The organism is Streptacidiphilus carbonis, from assembly GCF_000787775.1.
Taxonomy (GTDB): Bacteria; Actinomycetota; Actinomycetes; order Streptomycetales; family Streptomycetaceae; genus Streptacidiphilus; species Streptacidiphilus carbonis.
Genome location: NZ_BBPM01000024.1, coordinates 1 through 16101, shown reverse-complemented (window position 1 = coordinate 16101; position 16101 = coordinate 1). Strand labels below are relative to the sequence as shown.

Below are 16101 nucleotides of genomic sequence, written 5' to 3'. Positions count from 1 at the left end.
ATGGACTAGTTAGTTACTTATCCATGAGTCGGTCCGGCGTAGGTCGGCAGGACGTCGCGGGGGATGGGCCCCTTGTTGCGCACCCCGGACTGGCTCTCCTCCCAGGCGTGCGCCAGGATCCCGACGCTGCGGCTGAGCACGAACAGGCCCCGGGCCAGCGGGGCGGGGAAGCCCAGTTCGGCGTAGATGACCGCGGTGGCGCCGTCGATGTTCATGGGCACCGGGCGCGAGCGCCCGCGGTTCAGGGCCCGCTCCACGGCCCAGGCGGCGCGCAGGTGGCGGCCGGGCACCACGCCCTGGTCGGTGGCGGCGTCGACCAGCGCGAGCAGCGGGTCGCGGCGCGGGTCGCGCGGGTGGAAGCGGTGGCCGAAGCCCGGCAGGTAGCGGCTGTGCTCGCGCCAGCGGGCCACGACCTGCTCGGTGGCGGCGTTCAACTCCGCTCCCTGGTCGGTCAGGTCGCAGATGTCCTGCAGCAGCAGCACGCACTCCTGGCCGGCGCCGCCGTGGCTGTCGCCGAGTACGTTCACCGCGCTGGCGACCGCGCTGTTCAGCCCCACGCCGCAGGTGGCGGCCATGCGGGCGATGGCGATCGAGGGTGCCTGCGGACCGTGGTCCACCCCGGCGACCAGGGCCGCCTCCAGGAGGTCCGCCTGGGCCCGGGTGGGCAGGGTGCCGCGCAGCATCAGCCAGATCACCGAGCACAGGCCGGTGCTGCCGATCAGTTCCTGGACCGGGTGGCCGCGCAGCTCGACCACGCCCGGCGCCATCCGCGACACGGAGGTGGTCCACCAGTCGGCGGCCTTGCGGTCCCCGTCGCCGGGACCGTGATCGCCCGGCTCGCGGTCGCAGGGTCCGTGGCCGGCGGGCGGGGCGGTCATGAGGCGAGCCAGCGGGAGGTCAGTTCGCCGCGTTCGGCGTTGTGCTGGCCCAGCAGGGGTGGGGGTGTGAGCGGGCTCAGCGGCCGGCCGTCGAGCTGGACGCCGTTGCCGCACACCCGCAGCACGCGGTCCGAGCCGTCGGGGTAGGGCAGTTCGGACAGGAAGCCGCGGTGCCGCAGCTGGTCCAGGGCCAGGGCCTGGGCCACGGTGGCGATCCGGGCGGCGGGCACCCCGGAGGCGGTCAACAGCTGCTCCCAGTGGGCCGCGTCCTGTTGCCCCAGGGCCGCGTTGAGTTCGGCGTTGAGTTCGCTGCGGTGCAGTTTGCGGCTCTCGCGCTCGGCGAACCGCGGGTCGGTCGCCAGGTCGGGGCGCCCGACCAGGGTGCACAGCGTCTCGAACTGCTGCTGCTGGTTGGCAGCGATGTTCAGCGGTCCGTCGGCGGCGGTGAAGCTGCCCGAAGGGGCAGCAGTGGCGTTCTGGTCGCCCATCGGCTCCGGTTCCACCCCGCAGACCAGGTAGTTGGAGACCGGCCAGCCCATCGCCGAGACCGAGGCCTCCAGCATCGACACATCGATGAAGCGACCGGGTCCGCCGCGGGCCCGGTCGGCCAGGGCGGCGCACACCGCCATCGCCCCCACCAGGCCGCCCAGGGTGTCGCTGACCGGGAAGCCGACCCGCAGCGGCGCGGTCTCCGGGGTGCCGGTGATGCTCATCATCCCGGACAGGCCCTGGATCACCTGGTCGTAGGCGGGCGCGGCACTCATGGGCCCGGTCTGCCCGAAGCCGGAGATGGCGCAGTAGACCAGTCCGGCGTTCAGCGCCTGCAGGTCCGGCCAGTCGTAGCCCAGCCGCGCCAGCACCCCGGCGCGGAAGTTCTCCACCAGCACGTCCGCCCCGCGCACCAGCTCCTCGAAGGACCGGCGGTCCTGAGGGTCCTTCAGGTCCAGTTCCAGGGACTTCTTGTCGGCGTTCTGGGCCAGGAAGGAGGCGCCGATGCCGTGGGCGTTCAGCTCGGGGTCCGCGCCCAGGCGCCGGGCCAGGTCGCCCTGGCCCGGGACCTCGACCTTGACGACTTCGGCACCCATCAGCGCGAGCTGGTAGCTACAGTACGGACCGGATAGTACATTAGTCAGATCGAGGACTCGTATGCCGTTCAAGGGCCGAAGCCGCATGTCGCCTGCTCCTCCTTCTGTCACATCGCCGCAGCGAGGGGGTGGTCGAATCCACGCTCTGAGACATGCTGGGCCGCGACGGTCAGCTCCGCAGCGAAGCGTGTTACCGCCTCGTCGGTGAAGCGCACGCTCGGGCCGCTGAGCGTCAGTGCCGCCACCACCGCGCCGGTGCGGGAGTGGATCGGCACCGCGACCGCCGACAGGCCCTCCTCGCGCTCGCCGTGGCTGACCGCCCAGCCCGCGTGGGCCGCCTCCTCGACCCACTCGCGCAGCCGCCGCACGTGCCCCTCGCCATAGGGGGAGGACCGGGCGACCCGCGTGAGCTGGGCCTCGGAGGCGCCCCGGAGCAGGACCTTGGCCGATGCGCCGACCCACAGCGGCAGTTCGTCGCCGACGTGGACCACATGCCGCAGCGGCTGCGGGCTCTCCTGCTGGGCGACCACCACCCGGTGCACCCCGCGAACCATGTAGAGGTTGACCGTCTCGCGCAGCTGGGCTGCCAGGTCCCGGATCACCTTGCGGGTCTCGGGGGGCAACTCCCAGCTGTGCTTGGCCAGATGGGCCCAGCGCCACAGTCCCGGCCCGGCGGTGTAGCCACCGGCCGAGGCCCACAGCAGGCCGTTCTGCTCCAGCGTCTGCACGATCCGCAGGACGGTCGTCTTGGCCAGTCCGGTGGCCTCGACGATCTCGCGCAGGGTGACCGAGGGGCGGTCCTCGGTCAGCAACTCCAGGATGTCCAGCGCCCTTTGGACGCTGCGGACTCCCTGTGCGTCTTCGGTGCTCAAAGCTCAACCACCACCCGTAACTTTTCCGGTCCGATCCTTGTCGGGCGTCTTGTCGAACAGTACCGTACTCGGAGTCTGCACAGCGGTCCATCTGATCCGTCTAGCGGTATTTCGGAGTTCTTATGCCTGAGCCTGAAGCATCCCCGCCGACCGACCCAATCGCCGCTCCAGCACTGATATCTGGCGTCTGGAGGCATGACGGGTCCTGGGTTGACCGAACTGGTCCGTACATTCGACGGACCGTCAGTCGGGCCCATGCGACCACTCCTGAGGAGATCGACGAGGCGCTGGCCTACGCCCGCGCTTCGGTGCGGACCATCGGCGCACTGGCCCCCGCCAGCCGCGCCGCCGTCCTGGAACGCGCCTCGGCGCTGGCGCTGGAGCGCCGCGACGAGCTGGCCCGCCTGCTGGCCCTGGAGCTGGGCAAGCCGGTCAAGGACGGGCGCGGGGAGATCCTGCGCGTGGCCGACACCTTCGCAGTGTGCGCCGCCGAGGCACGCCGGTTGGGCGGCGAGGTACTGCCGGTGGCCGGCTGGGAGCGCGGGGTGGGCAACACCGCGCTGACCTACCGCGCCCCGGCCGGGGTGGCCCTGGCCATCACCCCCTTCAACGCCCCGGCCAACCTGCTGGCCCACAAGGTCGGCGCGGCCTTCGCCGCCGGCAACACCACCCTGGTCAAGCCCCCGCCGCAGGCCCCCGCGGTCTCCAACGCCGTCGTGCAACTGCTGCTGGACGCCGGCATGCCGCCGGCGGCCGTGCAGATCCTGCACGGGGGAGTCGAGGTCGGCGCCGCGCTGTGCGCCGACCCGCGGGTGGACGTCATCAGCTTCACCGGCTCCTCGGCCGCCGGCGCCGCTGTCGCCAGGGCCGCCGGACCGCGCCGCACCGTGCTGGAGCTGGGCGGCAACGCCGCCACCATCGTCTGCGAGGACGCCGACGTCGAGCACGCGGCCGCGGTCTGCGCCCGCACCGGCTACAGCAACTCCGGCCAGAGCTGCATCTCGGTGCAGCGTGTCTACGTCCAGCGCGCGGTCTACCAGCCGTTCCTGGACGCCTTCACCAAGCAGGTCCAGCAGCTGAAGGTCGGCGACCCGCTGGACCCGGACACCGACGTCGGCGCCATGGTCACCGAGGAGGCCGCCGAACGCGTGGTCAGCTGGGCCGCCGAGGCCGCCCGTGCCGGCGCCACGGTGCTGTGCGGGGGCACCCGCGAGCACGCCACCGCTGCCCCCACCGTCGTGGCCGCCCCGCCCGCCGACGCCAAGGTCGTGGTCCAGGAGGTCTTCGGCGCCCTGGTCGCCGTGTCGCCCTACGACTCCTTCGATGACGTCCTGGCGCTGTGCAACGTCGGGCGCTTCGGACTGCAGGCCGGACTGTTCACCAAGGACCTGCGCCGCGCCTTCACCGCCTGGCGCGAACTGGAGGTCGGCGGTCTGGTGGTGGGCGGCTCCTCCAACTTCCGCCTGGACCACCTGCCCTTCGGCGGCGTCAAGGACTCCGGCATCGGCCGCGAGTCCCCGCGCTGGATGATCGACGACTTCACCGTGGTCAAGACCCTCGTCCTGCGCGACCTGTCCATCTGGGGGGATAACTGATGACGCGCACCACCACCGGCACCGGGCTGCGCAGCGCCGCCGAGGTGCTGACCCGCCAGCTTGAGTCCTACGGAGTCGATACCGTCTTCGGCACCTGCGGCCACTCCAACATCGCCCTGCTGGACGCCATCTCCCGCAGCAGCATCCGCTTCGTCATCGCCCGCCACGAGCAGGCCGCCGCCCACGCCGCCGACGGATACGCCCGCGCGTCCGGCAAGCCCGGCGTGCTGCTCACCCATGTGGGCCCGGGCCTGATGAACGCCGTCACCGGAGTCGCCTCGGCCGGCTTCGACTCGGTGCCGCTGATCGCCATCAGCGGCGACATCCCCAGCTACTACCACGGCCGCGGCCCGCACCAGGAGGTCAACCTCCACCAGGACGCCGACCAGACCGCGATCTTCCGACCCTTCGTCAAACGCGCCTGGAGCGCCCACCGGGCCGAGGACCTGCCGAGGTTCCTGGAACGCGCCTTCTGGACCGCGACCAGCGGGCGCCCCGGCGCCGTACTGCTGAACATCCCCATGGACCTGTTGAACCGGGACATCGCGGCCGACCTGGCCGACGCGCACCCCCTGGTGCGCGAGAGCGCCGCCCCGGTCCTGGCCCCGGACACCGCTACCCGCATCGCCGAGCTGCTCGTCGCAGCGCAGCGCCCGCTGGTCTACCTCGGCGGCGGCCTGCGCGGACCGGCCGGACGCCAGGCCCTGCTGTCCCTGGCCGAGCACCTGGACCTGCCGGTGGCCCACTCGCTGATGGGCAAGGGCACCCTGCCCGACCGCCACCCGCTGCTGCTGGGCATCACCGGCTTCTGGGGCAGCGAACTGGCCAACCGGCAGACCCGCGAGGCCGATGTCGTCCTGGCCCTGGGCACCCGCTTCGCCGAGACCGACTCCAGCTCCTGGGACCCCCGCTACACCTGGGCCTTCCCGCCCGCCAAGCTGGTCCAGATCGACATCGACCCGCAGGAGATCGGCCGCAACTACCCGGTGCACATCGGCGCGGTCTCCGACGCGACCGCCGCCGTCACCGCCATCGACCAGGCCGTACGTGCTCTACGCCCCGATCCGGTGCGCCGCCCCGGCCTGCGCGAGGACATCGCCGCCTCGCGCGCCGAGGTCTTCGAGGGCGCCTGCGAGCGCGGCCGCAGCGATGCGTTCCCGATGGCGCCGGAACGCATCCTCGCCGACCTGCGCGAGGCGCTGCCGCCCGACGCGATCCTGGTCACCGACGTGGGCTGGAACAAGAACGGCGTCGCCCAGTGCTACGACCTGCCGCCCGAAGGCCGATTCATCACCCCCGGCGGCTCCTCCACCATGGGCTTCGGACCGGCAGCCGCCGTCGGGGTCCAACTCGCCCTGCCGGAGCGCACCGTGGTCGCCCTGATCGGCGACGGCGGCATGAGCGCGCAGCTGCCCGCGGTCCCCATGGCCGTCGAGCAGGGCGCCCCGGTGCTGTTCGTGGTGATGAACAACAGCGCCCACGGCACCATCGCCGACCTGCAGCAGGCCAACTTCACCTCCGGGTTCGGCTGCGAGTTCCGCGACCCGCAGGGCAACCCCTACACCCCCGACTTCGCCGCGCTGGGCCAGGCGTGCGGAGCCGAGGGGCACCGCATCGGCGCACCCGAGGACCTGGCCAAGGCCCTGCGCACCGCCGTCGAACGCCGCCGGCCGGCGGTACTGGACGTACCGATGGTCAACACCCCGGTGCCCACCCCGGGCCACTGGAACATCAAGGACATCTACCACGGCAGATTCGCGTGACCCTCCCTTCCCTCCACCACCGAGGTGACTCCATGTCAGCATCACCAGTACGCCGCGTCCTCACCCTCAGCACCGGTCTGGCCGCGCTGGTCGCGCTGGCGGCGTGCTCCACTCCCGGCGCCAAGACCACCACCGGCCAGGGCTCCGCCGCCACGGGCGACCTCAAGATCGCCGTCGTCGACGCGCAGAGCGGCCAGAACAGCGCCCTGGGGGGCTGGGAGTACAAGGGTGCCAAGCTGGCCGTGGACCAGTGGAACGCCCGGGGCGGCATCAACGGCCGCAAGATCGCCCTGACCCTCTTCGACGACCAGGGCGACCCGACCGTGGGCACCAACCTGGCCAGCAAGCTGGCCGGCGAGGGCTACATCGCGATGATCGGCACCGCCGAGAGCGGGGTCACCGTGGCCATGGAGCCCACCTTGAAGGCCGCCGGCATACCCAACATCACCTCCGGCCAGTCCAACGCCCTGACCGCCGGCGGGGACCCGTTCGTGTTCCTGAACGGACCCACCAGCACCACCTACGACGCCACCCTGGCCAAGTACGTGATCGACACCAAGGGCCTGAAGAAGATCGCAATGATCACCAACAACGGCTCCTACGGCAAGGGCGAGCACGACGCCTTCCTGGCCGAGCTCAAGAAGCGCGGCATCACCCCGCTGACCGACCAGGTCGTCACCACCTCGCAGACCGACTTCAGCGCCGCACTGACCACCATCAAGCAGAAGAACCCCGACGTGGTGTTCATCGGCTCCGAGGAGGTCGAAGCCGGACTGATCGTCAAGCAGGCCCGCTCCCTGGGCATCACCGCCCCCTTCGCCGGCAGCGCACCCCAGGGCACCCCCGTCTACGTGAACACCGCCGGGGCCGCCAACGCGGAGAACACCATCGTCAGCTCCCCCTACCTGAGCAACGACACCTCCGACGCGTCCAAGGCCTTCGCCGCCGCCTACCTGGCCGCCTACAAGACCACCGCGGAACTGCACGGCGCCAAGGCCTACGACGGCACCGAGATCCTGCTCACCGCCCTGAAGACCAGCAACGCGGCCACCGGTGCCAAGCTCGCCGACGCGATCCGCGCCACCCACTACCAGGGCCTGCTGGGCGACTTCGCCTACGACAGCACCGGCGTCGGCATCTTCGCCACCAAGATCGGCGTCATCAAGAACGGCCAGCTCACCGCTATCGGCTGACAGACCGCCACCCCACCCACTGAACACCGCCGCCCGGCCCCACACCGGCCGGGCGGCCCCCACCCCGGAAGGGACCGATGCAAGTCTTCCTGCAGACACTGGTGGGCGGCCTGAGCCTGGGAGCCGTCTACGCGCTGGTCGCGCTCGGCTTCGCCCTGGTCTACCGAACCATGGGCCTGGTCAACTTCGCCCACGCCGACGTCCTGATGGTGGGCGCCTACGTCGCCTCCACCTTCACCATGACCGAGCACCTGCCCTTCGCCGCCGCCGCGGCGGCCGCCATCGTGGTCACCGCACTGATCGGCCTGGTCATCGAGCGCATGCTGCGCCCCCTGGAGGGCAAGGACTTCGACCTCATGCTGATCGGCACCATCGGCTTCGGCATCGTCCTGGAGGCGCTGGCCACCCTGGTCTGGGGCGCCACCGGACGCGCCGTCCCCTCCCCGGTGCAGACCGCGCCGCTGCACCTGCTGGGCGCCAGCATCCCCAGCTACGACCTGGTGGTCACGGCTGTGGCGCTGGTGGCCATGGTCGCCCTGTCGCTGTTCCTGGAGCGCACCAGGCGCGGGGTGGCCATGCAGGCCGTCGCCATGGACTACGACGCGGCCACCGCGGTGGGCATCAACGTCGGACGCAGCAACGCGATCGCCTTCGCCATCGGCGCCGGCCTGGCCGCCCTGGCCGGCGCGCTGGTGGGCCCGCTGCTGTACGTCAGCCCGACCATGGGCGGCTCCATCGGCATCGACGGCTTCGCCGCCGCCATCCTCGGCGGCTTCGGCAGCATCCCCGGCGCGGTGGTCGGCGGCGTGGTCATCGGCCTGATCAGCTCATTCTCCGCCGGGCACTTCCACGGCTACTCCGACCTGGTCACCTTCACCGTCTTCGCGGTCCTGGTGATGATCCGCCCCACCGGCCTGTTCGGCGAGAGGACCGTGGTGCGCGCATGACCTCCGACCTGCAACCCCTGCAACGCCGCGCCGCCGTTCTGCGCCGCCCGGACCTGCGCCGGCTGGGCCGCCCCGCCGGCTACCTGGTGCTGGCCGTGCTGGCCTGGCTGCTGCCCTACGGCCTGGGCGGCTACGACATGCACGTCCTGGACACCGCCCTGGTCTTCGCGATCCTGGCCATCGGCCAGGGCCTGGTGATGGGCATCGCCGGACAGATCAATCTCGCCCAGGTCGCCTTCATGGGAGTCGGCGCCTACACCACCGCGATACTCACCACCCAGGAGCACATGGCGTTCTGGCCGGCCGCCGTCCTTGCCGTGGCGGCAGCGGCGCTGATGGGGCTGCTGATCGGACTGCCCGCGCTGCGCGTGCAGTCCCACTACCTGGGCATCGTCACCCTGGGCCTGTCGCTGGCGTTCCTGAACTGGGTCACCAACGCCCCGCTGGCCGGCAGCGGCTCGGGCCTGTCCGGGATCCCGGTGCCCCCGCTGGGCGGTGTCGACCTGACCAACGACTACCTCTACTACTACGTGGAACTGCTGGCCTTCGTCGCCGCCCTGGCGTTCGGCCTGTTCGTGGTGCGCACCCGGCTGGGGCGGCGCATGCGCGCCATGCGCGACGACTCGCTGGCCGCAGGCTCCCTGGGCGCGCGCATCCCGGTGCTGCGGATGACCGCGTTCCTGCTGGCCGGAGTGTACGGCGGGGTCGCCGGAGTGCTGTACGCCGGACTGATCCGCTTCGTGGCCCCGGAGACCTTCAGCATCACCGAGATGTTCCTGCTGCTGGCCATGGTCGTCATCGGCGGCCGGCAGAGCCTGTGGGGCTGCGTGGTCGGCGCCCTGGCCCTGTCGGCGGTCCAGGAGGAGCTCACCGACCTGTCCACCTACGCCCAACTCGGCTACGGCGCCGTGGTCGTCCTGATGGTCGTGTTCGCCCCCACCGGACTGGCCGGGGTACCGCACCGGCTGCGCACCGCACTCCAGCGCCGCGCACCTGGCCCCGAGTCCGCCACGGTGGGCCCCTTCCGGCCCTATCCGCCCGCCGAACCGCGCCCGGACGCCGGGACGCTGCTGCAACTGGACGCCATCACCATGCGGTTCAAGGGCCTGGTCGCCCTCAGCGAGGTCTCGCTGCAGGTGCGCGCCGGCGAGATCCGCGGGGTGGTGGGGCCCAACGGCTCGGGCAAGACCACCCTGTTCAACATCATCAGCGGGCTCTACCGGGCCTCGGCGGGAACCGTGGCCCTGCAGGGCCGCCAGATCGGCGGGATGCGCCCGTACCGCCTGGCCCACCTTGGGCTGGCCCGCACCTTCCAGAACCTGCGGCTGTTCCGCCGGCTGACGGTGCGCGAGCACCTGCTGGCCGCACTGGACCGCAGCCCCACCCGCTGGGCCTGGCGCTACGTGCTGTGGCCGGTGGGAGTCTGGCGCGGGGAGCGCGATCTGGGCCGCCAGGCCGACGCCCTGCTGGACCGCTTCGGGCTGGCCGCCTTCGCCGGCGCCATCCCCTACGCCCTGCCCTACGGCATCCAGCGCCGGGTCGAACTGGCCCGTGCCATGGCCGGGTCCCCGCAACTGCTGCTGCTCGACGAACCGGCCGCCGGACTCAACGGCACCGAGAAGGCCCAGCTGGTGGAGATCGTCAAGTCCATCCGCGACAGCGGCACCACCGTGGTGATCATCGAGCACGACATGGGCCTGGTGATGTCGCTGTGCGAACAGGTCACCGTGCTGGCCGCAGGCCGCGTCATCGCCCACGGCTCCCCGGCGCAGGTGGCAGCCGACCCGCAGGTGATCGAGGCCTACCTGGGCCGCGCCGCCGCGGACCGCGCCGGACAGGAACAGCCCGTCACCACCCCGTCGGAGGAACCCTCGTGATCAAGCATCGGACACCGGCGCCGACCCAGGCGCTGGCCTACACCGTGGAAGACCTGTGCGTGCGCTACGGCGGTGTGCAGGCGGTGCGCTCGGTGAGCCTGAGCGTGGCCCCCGGCGAGGCGGTGGGCATCATCGGCGCCAACGGCGCCGGGAAGACCTCCACCCTGCGAGCTTTGATGGGCCTGGTGCCGCGCGCGGCGGGGTCGATCCGCCTGGGCGAGCGCGACCTGGGCAAGGTGGCGGCCCGCGACATGGTGCGGCACGGCATCGGCTACGTCCCCGAGGGCCGCCATGTCTTCCCCGGGCTGCCGGTGGAGAAGAACCTGCTGCTGGGCGCCTACAGCCGCGGATGGCGCACGGCCGGCGACGGCGCCCTGGGAGAGGTCTACGAGCAGTTCCCGGTGCTGCACCAGATGCGGTCCCGGCCCGCGGGCGCGCTGTCGGGGGGCCAGCAGCAGATGCTGGCCATCGGCCGGGCTCTGATGGCGCGGCCCACCCTGGTCCTGCTGGACGAGCCCTCGATGGGTCTCTCGCCGAAGCTGGTCGACGAGATCCTGGACATCCTGCTGCGGCTGCGCGCCTCGAAGCTGAGCCTGCTGCTGGTGGAGCAGAACGCGGAACTGGCCTTCGGCGCCACCGGCCGCTGCCTGGTGATGGAGAACGGCGAGGTGGTGATGCAGGGCGCCACCGCGGAGCTGCGTGCCGATCCGCGGGTGCGGCGCAGCTACCTGGGACTGTGAACCGCACGCCCTGCAGCCGGGTGGTTCAGCGGCGGTTCGGCCCGGCCCCCGCGGGGGCCGGGCCGAAGGGTCTGCCCGGGTCGGGCCGGCTACTTGCAGAAGCTGGTCTCGCCCATCGCGGACTTGATGCCGCCCACGAGCAGCTTCTGGAACTGCTGCGCGCCGGGGTAGGTGGAGTCGGCGGCCCAGTCGCCGGCGTCGTGTCCCATGGTGGTCAGCCAGGCCCGGCCGCCGTCGTAGTACTGGCACCAGGCGACCGGGTGGTCGCCGCCCATGCCGGGGCTGCCGTAGTAGCCGGTGGGCGGGTCGGTCGGCATGGACTTCTCGTTGACGGTGGCCAGCACCCGCACACCGGTGGGCTCGGTGGTCAGGTTGTACCACTCGTCCTCGCCGGTCCAGGAGGAGGGCAGCGAGCTGGTGGAGCTGTCGTGACGGGTGGTCAGGTCCACGGTCGCGGTCTGCACCGGGCCGTGGTCGTAGAGCTGGGCGTTGCCCAGCAGTCCCAGGTACCAGTTCCAGTTGTACTCGGTGCCGAAGGCGTTGTGGACACCGATGAAGGCGCCGCCGCCCTCCATGTATATGCGCAGCGAGGACTGCGCGGCGTCGTCCAGGGCGGTGCGGGAGGTGAAGAAGAGGATCGCGTTGTACTTGAACAGGGTGGCCGGGCTGGCGAACACGCTGGTGTCCTCGGTCCAGTCGACCGAGAAGCCGTTCTGCCGGCCCAGCCGGATCATGCCGTTCTGGACCGCGTTGGCGGCCGTCAGCGTCGGGTCGAGGCCCGCGCCCAGCGCCGGGCCGAGGTCGGCGTGGCGCGGTCCGGCGGTCTTGGTGAAGACCAGCACGTGGTAGCCGTTCTTGGCCGGGTCGAAGTTGTACCAGTTGTGGTAGCAGGACGGGTCCACGCCGCGGCACACCCCGAACTGCGGGTCCACGCCGTGCGCGTAGAAGGCGGTGCCGGTGCCGCCGCCGGCGGTGGCGGCACCGCCGGACAGTGCCATCGAGGCGACGGTGACCATGGCGACGATCAGCGCGAGCAGCCCCGTGCCGCGCCTGGCCCGGAGTCTTGATCGCAGTCTGCTCAGGTTTGCGTTCACCGGTGTACAGCCCTCCCAGGAGAGTTGGTCCATCTGGTGGACCATCAAGCCCATTCTGATTGACTGGGCATCCGCGGTCACGGTAGTCCAACAGATCTGGGTGCGGAAGTCTTGTCGCACCGGTCAACTCCGGCTAGCTTTCGTCCATCTGATGGAACCGTAGGTCTGACAGGCGGTCCATCGCACCTGCTTCCACTCAGGAGGGCACGGAACCCATGGAGAGACGCCGGTTCTTGACAGGGGCGGCGGTGACGGCGGCGACCGCGACCGCGGCCGTGGCCACCGCCACCCAGGCGAGCGCGACCACCCAGCAGGGCCCCGTCCTGGCCACGCCCGTCCCCGACCAGCCGCTGCCGCTGGCCGCCGCGGGACGCGACTGGCCCAAGGTCGGCGGGGACCTCGGCAACAAGAACTACTCGACCCTGACCGGGATCAACCGACGCAACGTCACCAAGCTGGGCGGCGCCTGGCACACCAACCTCGAGGGCGGCAGCACCAAGCAGCCCCAGCAGAGCACCGCCGTGGTCCAAGGCGGCGTGCTCTACGTGCAGACCACCCAGCAGAACGTGTTCGCGGTCGACGGCCGCACCGGCTCGGTCAAGTGGAAGACCAACCTGGGCACCAGCACCACGAACATGCGCGGCGTCGCCCTGGGCGGCGGCCTGGTGTTCTCCGCATCCGGAGCCAACATCCTCTACGCGCTGGACCAGCACACCGGCGCCGTGGTCTGGCAGACCCAGCTGCTCAACGAGGGCGGCACCGGCGGCGGCGGCACCGGCGGCTGCGGCCCTGGCAGCGGCGGTGAGTGCGGGGGCACCGTGGGCACCCTGGCCGGCGCGGTCGTCCACTGGGACGGACTGGTCTACGTCGGCATGCAGGGCAGCACCGCCGGAGCCCGCGGCCGCGCCTACGCCCTGGACGCGGCCACCGGCAAGCTCGTCTGGACCTTCTGGAGCGCGCCGGGCACCGGCGAGTTCGGCAACGACACCTGGGCCGGCGACAGCTGGCAGACCGGCGGCGCGGTCTGCTGGCTGCACCCGGCCGTCGACCCCGACACCAGCACCGTCTACTGGGCCTTCGGCAACCCCTATCCGCGCACCGACGGCTCCAGCCGCAAGGGCACCAACCTGTTCGCCAACTGCCTGCTGGCCCTGGACGCCAAGACCGGCACGCGCAAATGGCACTTCCAGTCGGTGCACCACGACATCTGGGACTTCGACAACGTCATGTCCCCGCTCCTGCTGGACCTGCGCGTCAAGGGCCAGAACCGCAAAGTCGTGGTCTACGGCAGCAAGGTGGGAATGTTCTACATCCTGGACCGCCACACCGGCGAGGGCATCCACGGCATCGAGGAACGCCCGGTGCCCCAGCAGGCCGAGCAGCTGACCTGGCCCACCCAGCCGTTCCCCGGCGGCGAGCCGTTCGTGCCCCAGCAGTACCCCAGCATCGGCGACACCACCCGGCCGGTGCCCTTCTATCCGACCGGCCCGGTGTTCACCCCGCACTGGGACCGGGCCACCATCCTGTACCCCGGCGCCGGCGGGGGAGCGGACTGGGGCGCCTACTCCTTCAGCGAGTCCACCGGGCTGGTCTACGTCGGCTACGGCCTGATCAACTCCTCCTACTCCAATGCCGACGGCGGCCGCGTCAACACCTCGCGCCCCCTGGGCCAGTACAACAGCGGCGGCTTCGCGGCCGTTGACCCGCGCAGCAACACCGTGGTGTGGCGCCGGGACCACCCCACCGCCCTGTCCCACGGCACCGGCTTCCTCAGCACCGCCGGCCGGCTGCTGTTCCGCGGCAGCCTGGACGGTGTCCTCAGCGCCCTGGACGACACCACCGGCGAGGAACTGTGGACCTTCCAGTGCGGTGCCGGCGCCAACACCTGCCCGATCAGCTACGAGATCGACGGCGAGCAGTACATCGCGATCTTCGCCGGCGGCAACGGCCTGCCCTACCCCGACATCCCCAAGGGCGACCACCTGTGGGCCTTCAAGATCGGCGGCACGGTCGCTCCCGCGGCCACCCCGACCCCGCCCAAGGCCCGCAACGACATCAACGCGGCGGCGGTGACCGGCGCCACCGCCAACAACACCGTCACCCTGGGCCGCACCTGGTCCAGCTCCACCAGCACCCCGGGCACAGCCGAGAACACCGTCTCCACCGGCGCGATGGCCCCGCAGCACCTCGCCGTGCCCGTCGGCACCACCGTCACCTTCACCAACCCGGCCACCAACGCCAACGCCCACGGCGCCGTCTCGTTCTTCGAGAACGAGTTCGACACCGGACTGCTGATGCCGGGCCAGACCTTCACCCACACCTTCACCACCGCCGGCGAGTACTTCTACAACGACCCGGTGTTCCCCCAGTCCACCGGCAAGATCGTGGTCAGCTGACCGACCACCGTGCCGGTCCCGGGCCCCGTGAACCCGCACGCCCGTGAACCCCACGCCTGAAGGGAAGCCCCCATGAACACCCAGGACACCACCACCAGCCCCGCCACCCCCTGGCAGACACCCGACTTCGAGATCATCGACACCGGACTCGAAATCACCTCCTACGCCCTCAGCACCCGCTGATCCCCGCCGTGCTGCTGCGCATCCTCGGCACAGCAGCCGGCGGCGGACTGCCCCAGTGGAACTGCGCGTGCCCCGGCTGCACCGGGGCACGCGCCCACCCCCAGCGCCGCCGCCGGCACGCCAGCCTCGCTGCCCGCACCAACTCCGGCCGCTGGTACCTCGTCAACGCCACCCCCGACCTCGGCGAGCAGATCGAAAGCTGCACCGATCTGCACCCCGCGGCCGGCACCCGCGACACCCCCGTCACCGCCTTCCAGCAGGGGCAGCACACCAGCACCACCACCAGCGGCACCGGTGTGACCACACCGCCCTTCGACCGTGTTCGCGACCAGGTCCGCCAGGTCTACATCAGCGACCGCTACCAGGCGATGCTGGCAGGACTGGTCCGGTCCGCCCCGGTCCGGGTTTCGCGCACCGTACTCGACGCCGTGCCCACGCAATAGGGTGCACTCCGACCCGCGCGCCCCGGCCGTCAGACGTGAAGCGGCCGAGCGGGAACTGGAGATCACCGGCAGCGTCCTCGCAGGGGCATCAGGAAGGCGACCATGACCTCTTCCATCAGCGCACCACAGGACCGTGTGTCAAGGGAGAGTTCGTTCTGGCTCTTCGACACTTTCCGTGAAAAGGACAGTCTCTGGGTAGTCCTCCAAGGTGGGGGATCAAGTTCCTGAACTGCTGTCAGTCCTGTTCCCGCATCTGGCTCTCGTCGACGGCGATCAGCGCCGGACGAGCCAGCTCAATGAGCCTGCTCCTGCTCCCGCTGCGGGGACTGGGCACGACGGAATGCGCCGGGTGCCATGCCGAACTCGCGGCGGAAGGCCCCGGCCAGAGCGGACTCGGTGGAATATCCGGTCTGCCGGGCGATTGCGGCCAGCGGTGCGTCGGTGTCGCGGAGCAGACGGGCGGCATGGGCGAGACGGCGAGTCAGCAGGTATGTTGCTGGAGGCTGGCCGACTGCCGCGGCAAATCGCCGAGTAAAAGTAGCCCTGGACATACCCGCCGCGCGACTCAGCCCTTCGACCGTCCAGCGAGTGCCTGGACTGACCTCGATCGCACCAACCGCCGCAGTGACCTTCGGATCCGATGTCGCGGGCCAATCAGCTACGTCAAGCCACCGGCCCAGGGTATTTGCCAGCATGAGGTCCAGAAGTGCGTAGCGGATCGCGTCGATACCCGGTCCGTCGGCTTCGTGTTCGTCGAGCAGGGCCACCGCCGGATCGCGTAGCCCGTTCGACGGCACCACGATCAGATCCGGCAGGGCGGCCAGGTAGGGGTGTACAGCCAGGGCTGGGTCAAGCCGGTATGCGCCGCAGAGGAACTCGAAGTCGGCGGCGGTGGCCGCCGGCTGCGTTGTCCCCGACTGGACCGGCAGCAGTCCCCGTAACGGCCGTGGTGCGGAGGCCAGCCCGTGGTCGGCGCCGGAAGGGACCAGTACGGTGTCACCCGGCCCGAGCGCGACCGGTGGGTCGTTCTCGGAT

The 16101-nt window shown here is 71.1% G+C and carries 13 protein-coding genes and 1 pseudogene; 9 read left to right on the top strand and 5 right to left on the bottom strand.

What is annotated here, in order from left to right:
- Positions 1 to 17: 17 nt before the first annotated feature.
- From TR46_RS19900 to TR46_RS19890, 3 genes are read right to left on the bottom strand one after another with little or no spacing between them, the layout of a single operon-like run.
- Entirely contained in the window at positions 18 to 878 is an 861-nt protein-coding gene (locus TR46_RS19900; RefSeq protein WP_084718743.1) for a citryl-CoA lyase, read from the bottom strand.
- Positions 875 to 2050, bottom strand: a complete 1176-nt coding sequence (locus TR46_RS19895) for a CaiB/BaiF CoA transferase family protein (protein WP_042403102.1) — start codon at positions 2048 to 2050, stop codon at positions 875 to 877. Before TR46_RS19895 ends, TR46_RS19900 begins: the two co-directional genes overlap by 4 nt.
- A 20-nt stretch (positions 2051 to 2070) precedes the next feature.
- Positions 2071 to 2835, bottom strand: coding sequence for an IclR family transcriptional regulator (locus TR46_RS19890; RefSeq protein WP_042403100.1), 765 nt, complete (start codon positions 2833 to 2835; stop codon positions 2071 to 2073).
- A gap of 122 nt (positions 2836 to 2957) precedes the next feature.
- Here TR46_RS19890 and TR46_RS19885 point away from each other — a divergent pair, with 122 nt between their 5' ends.
- The 6 genes from TR46_RS19885 (at position 2958) to TR46_RS19860 (ending at position 10950) form a co-directional block, all read left to right on the top strand.
- On the top strand, positions 2958 to 4430 hold the full coding sequence (locus tag TR46_RS19885) for an aldehyde dehydrogenase family protein (RefSeq protein ID WP_042403098.1): 1473 nt from the start codon (positions 2958 to 2960) through the stop codon (positions 4428 to 4430).
- On the top strand, positions 4430 to 6193 hold the full coding sequence (locus TR46_RS19880; protein WP_042403096.1) for a thiamine pyrophosphate-binding protein: 1764 nt from the start codon (positions 4430 to 4432) through the stop codon (positions 6191 to 6193). Before TR46_RS19885 ends, TR46_RS19880 begins: the two co-directional genes overlap by 1 nt.
- Positions 6194 to 6225: 32 nt before the next feature.
- Positions 6226 to 7386: an ABC transporter substrate-binding protein gene (locus tag TR46_RS19875; RefSeq protein ID WP_042403094.1), complete on the top strand. Its 1161-nt coding sequence runs from the start codon at positions 6226 to 6228 to the stop codon at positions 7384 to 7386.
- A 77-nt stretch (positions 7387 to 7463) separates the two neighbouring features.
- Positions 7464 to 8333, top strand: coding sequence for a branched-chain amino acid ABC transporter permease (locus TR46_RS19870; protein WP_042403091.1), 870 nt, complete (start codon positions 7464 to 7466; stop codon positions 8331 to 8333).
- Complete coding sequence (locus tag TR46_RS19865) at positions 8330 to 10210, top strand: branched-chain amino acid ABC transporter ATP-binding protein/permease (RefSeq protein ID WP_042403090.1); 1881 nt, start codon at positions 8330 to 8332, stop codon at positions 10208 to 10210. The genes TR46_RS19870 and TR46_RS19865 overlap by 4 nt, the downstream gene beginning before the upstream one ends.
- Positions 10207 to 10950: an ABC transporter ATP-binding protein gene (locus tag TR46_RS19860; protein WP_201776428.1), complete on the top strand. Its 744-nt coding sequence runs from the start codon at positions 10207 to 10209 to the stop codon at positions 10948 to 10950. The genes TR46_RS19865 and TR46_RS19860 overlap by 4 nt, the downstream gene beginning before the upstream one ends.
- Before the next feature lie 89 nt (positions 10951 to 11039).
- Here the strand turns inward: TR46_RS19860 and TR46_RS19855 are convergent, their stop codons facing one another.
- A complete protein-coding gene (locus TR46_RS19855) occupies positions 11040 to 12089 on the bottom strand; it encodes a ThuA domain-containing protein (protein ID WP_201776427.1) in 1050 nt (349 codons plus the stop codon).
- Positions 12090 to 12259: 170 nt separating this feature from the next.
- Here TR46_RS19855 and TR46_RS19845 point away from each other — a divergent pair, with 170 nt between their 5' ends.
- The 3 genes and pseudogenes from TR46_RS19845 to TR46_RS39620 form a co-directional block, all read left to right on the top strand.
- A complete protein-coding gene (locus TR46_RS19845) occupies positions 12260 to 14440 on the top strand; it encodes an outer membrane protein assembly factor BamB family protein (RefSeq protein ID WP_084718742.1) in 2181 nt (726 codons plus the stop codon).
- 72 nt (positions 14441 to 14512) lie between these two features.
- Complete coding sequence (gene pqqA, locus TR46_RS38895; protein WP_063770628.1) at positions 14513 to 14623, top strand: pyrroloquinoline quinone precursor peptide PqqA; 111 nt, start codon at positions 14513 to 14515, stop codon at positions 14621 to 14623.
- Between the two features lie 8 nt (positions 14624 to 14631).
- Positions 14632 to 14868: pseudogene (locus TR46_RS39620) on the top strand (MBL fold metallo-hydrolase); the annotation flags it as partial.
- A 491-nt stretch (positions 14869 to 15359) separates the two neighbouring features.
- On the opposite strand, the gene TR46_RS19835 reads toward TR46_RS39620, so the two are convergent.
- Positions 15360 to 16101: AraC family transcriptional regulator (locus TR46_RS19835; protein WP_042403082.1), on the bottom strand; the 742-nt coding region annotated here is incomplete at its 5' end.

Coding starts and splice junctions, on each gene's coding strand:
- pqqA (WP_063770628.1), top strand. CDS start 14,513: ATGAACACCCAGGACACCACCACCAGCCCCGCCACCCCCTGGCAGACA.
- TR46_RS19845 (WP_084718742.1), top strand. CDS start 12,260: ATGGAGAGACGCCGGTTCTTGACAGGGGCGGCGGTGACGGCGGCGACC.
- TR46_RS19855 (WP_201776427.1), bottom strand. CDS start 12,089: ATGGTCCACCAGATGGACCAACTCTCCTGGGAGGGCTGTACACCGGTG.
- TR46_RS19895 (WP_042403102.1), bottom strand. CDS start 2,050: ATGCGGCTTCGGCCCTTGAACGGCATACGAGTCCTCGATCTGACTAAT.
- TR46_RS19875 (WP_042403094.1), top strand. CDS start 6,226: ATGTCAGCATCACCAGTACGCCGCGTCCTCACCCTCAGCACCGGTCTG.
- TR46_RS19870 (WP_042403091.1), top strand. CDS start 7,464: ATGCAAGTCTTCCTGCAGACACTGGTGGGCGGCCTGAGCCTGGGAGCC.
- TR46_RS19880 (WP_042403096.1), top strand. CDS start 4,430: ATGACGCGCACCACCACCGGCACCGGGCTGCGCAGCGCCGCCGAGGTG.
- TR46_RS19865 (WP_042403090.1), top strand. CDS start 8,330: ATGACCTCCGACCTGCAACCCCTGCAACGCCGCGCCGCCGTTCTGCGC.
- TR46_RS19885 (WP_042403098.1), top strand. CDS start 2,958: ATGCCTGAGCCTGAAGCATCCCCGCCGACCGACCCAATCGCCGCTCCA.
- TR46_RS19900 (WP_084718743.1), bottom strand. CDS start 878: ATGACCGCCCCGCCCGCCGGCCACGGACCCTGCGACCGCGAGCCGGGC.